The 1,669-nt window shown below is 37.8% G+C and carries 2 pseudogenes; both read right to left on the reverse strand.

The features are described 5' to 3' along the window. A pseudogene (locus T344_RS28845) lies at positions 1–1,300 on the reverse strand (fibronectin type III domain-containing protein); the annotation flags it as partial. Positions 1,301–1,312: 12 nt separating this feature from the next. Next, positions 1,313–1,669 (reverse strand): annotated as a pseudogene (locus tag T344_RS31185) (fibronectin type III domain-containing protein); the annotation flags it as partial.

The raw sequence follows: 1,669 nt of genomic DNA on the forward strand, positions 1-1,669 counted from the left end.
TTACATATCTTGAACCTGCCATAATCTGATACTGTGTTACAGCAGGATTGGAGTCATTTATTGATAAGTCCAATGTGTTTTCTTTGTTATTACTTATAGTGATTTGCGGAACCTGGGCTTTTGTCCTTACGGTTTTCTCCACAAATGAGACATTTCCCACTTTGTCCTTGGCTTCATATTTCACGTAATATACGGTATTTGGAGTTAATGAGCCAATTATGTATGGTGCATTGCCACCCCAATTGGAAACAGTACTACCGACCGTATATCGATACTGTATTGAGGCCGCATCTGAAACAGTGTCTGTGGCAGAGCCTGTAATATTTATATTTGTATCGTTGGTTGTTATGTTTACAGTTCCTATAACCGGAGGTGAGTTGTCTACTATAACGTCAACTGATACGGCTATTGGGTCATATATACCATCACTTACTTCAAATTTAAAGGTGTGCTTGCCATCTGATAAAGTACTTATACCTAAAACACTAAAATTCACAAGTTGGGCAGTAGCTGTGTTGGATATGGTTTTTGTCTCTTTTACAACTGAGTCTATGTAATATTTGCAGGTCAAAGTATCTCCATCAGGGTCTGAGACTGTGATGGAGGGTGTAAAAGTTTTATTTTTAGATACTATTTCGTTTTGGGATGGAGAAGTTACAGTAAACGATGGAGACAAATTTCCAATTCCTTTTTTTATATACCAATATCCGTCTTGATACCCATCATCAGGATATGTTCCATCTGGTGCTATTATATTAGATTGAATTAATTCTTTTTGAACAGGTACACTTCTGCAATACCCCAGACTAAATCCATACGCTACATACATACCAGAACTCGTTATCTCACAATTATCCACCAACATTACAGTTATGTACTCTCCAGGTTTAAAAGGAATATATTCATTCGGCTTAGCATTTTCTGGCTTTGTCCTAATTACAATTGGTACATATAGCGGCATACTACTCTCGACGGGATTCCAATAAGAGTAATCGACTTTTCCTGTTTGGGGATTTACATTTAGGTCATCAAATGATATTACATATTTAAAGTAGTTTGTACCCTTGTCATTCCAGATAATACTTTTTGATGTCACACCATCAGGAGGATAATTAAAGCGACCCGTTTGCAACTCCCAATAAGTACACTTGTACTTATCGTAGTAGTATTGTACAGTATCTGCTTTTGCCTTTTGCCCAAACTCAACAAAATGTCCGCTTTCGATATTTCCAAACGATACCGACGTAAAAATATTCAATAGTATGATAAATGTTAAAACCCTGCTTGATCTTTTTTTCATATTCAAACACCTTTATTCTATATTAAAGTTAACTTGTACCTTACCATCTGTTTTAGCCCTGAACATAATTGCGGATATCTCACCCGACCAGGCAGTTCCGGGGTTGATGCTTTCATTTACTCTGTACTCTATTCTGCCTTCCTTAACTGTGACGCTTATGTTGGTTCCTGGTATAGTTCCGGCTACTGTGTCCTTTCCGGCTGTGAACTCGCACAAATCCATTACTTCCAGTTCCTCCGGATTATAGGTTACAACAAACGTAATGTCTCCAAAGTCCTGTACATTAGCTGCCAGCAACGAAAAATCAAATTCCTGGTCTTTTGCACATTCAAGCTCATAGGACGGGCTTGTGGTGCTCTTTGTTATTGA

Origin of the sequence: Ruminiclostridium cellobioparum DSM 1351 = ATCC 15832, from assembly GCF_000621505.1 — a bacterium.
In the GTDB taxonomy this organism is placed as follows: domain Bacteria; phylum Bacillota; class Clostridia; order Acetivibrionales; family DSM-1351; genus Ruminiclostridium; species Ruminiclostridium cellobioparum.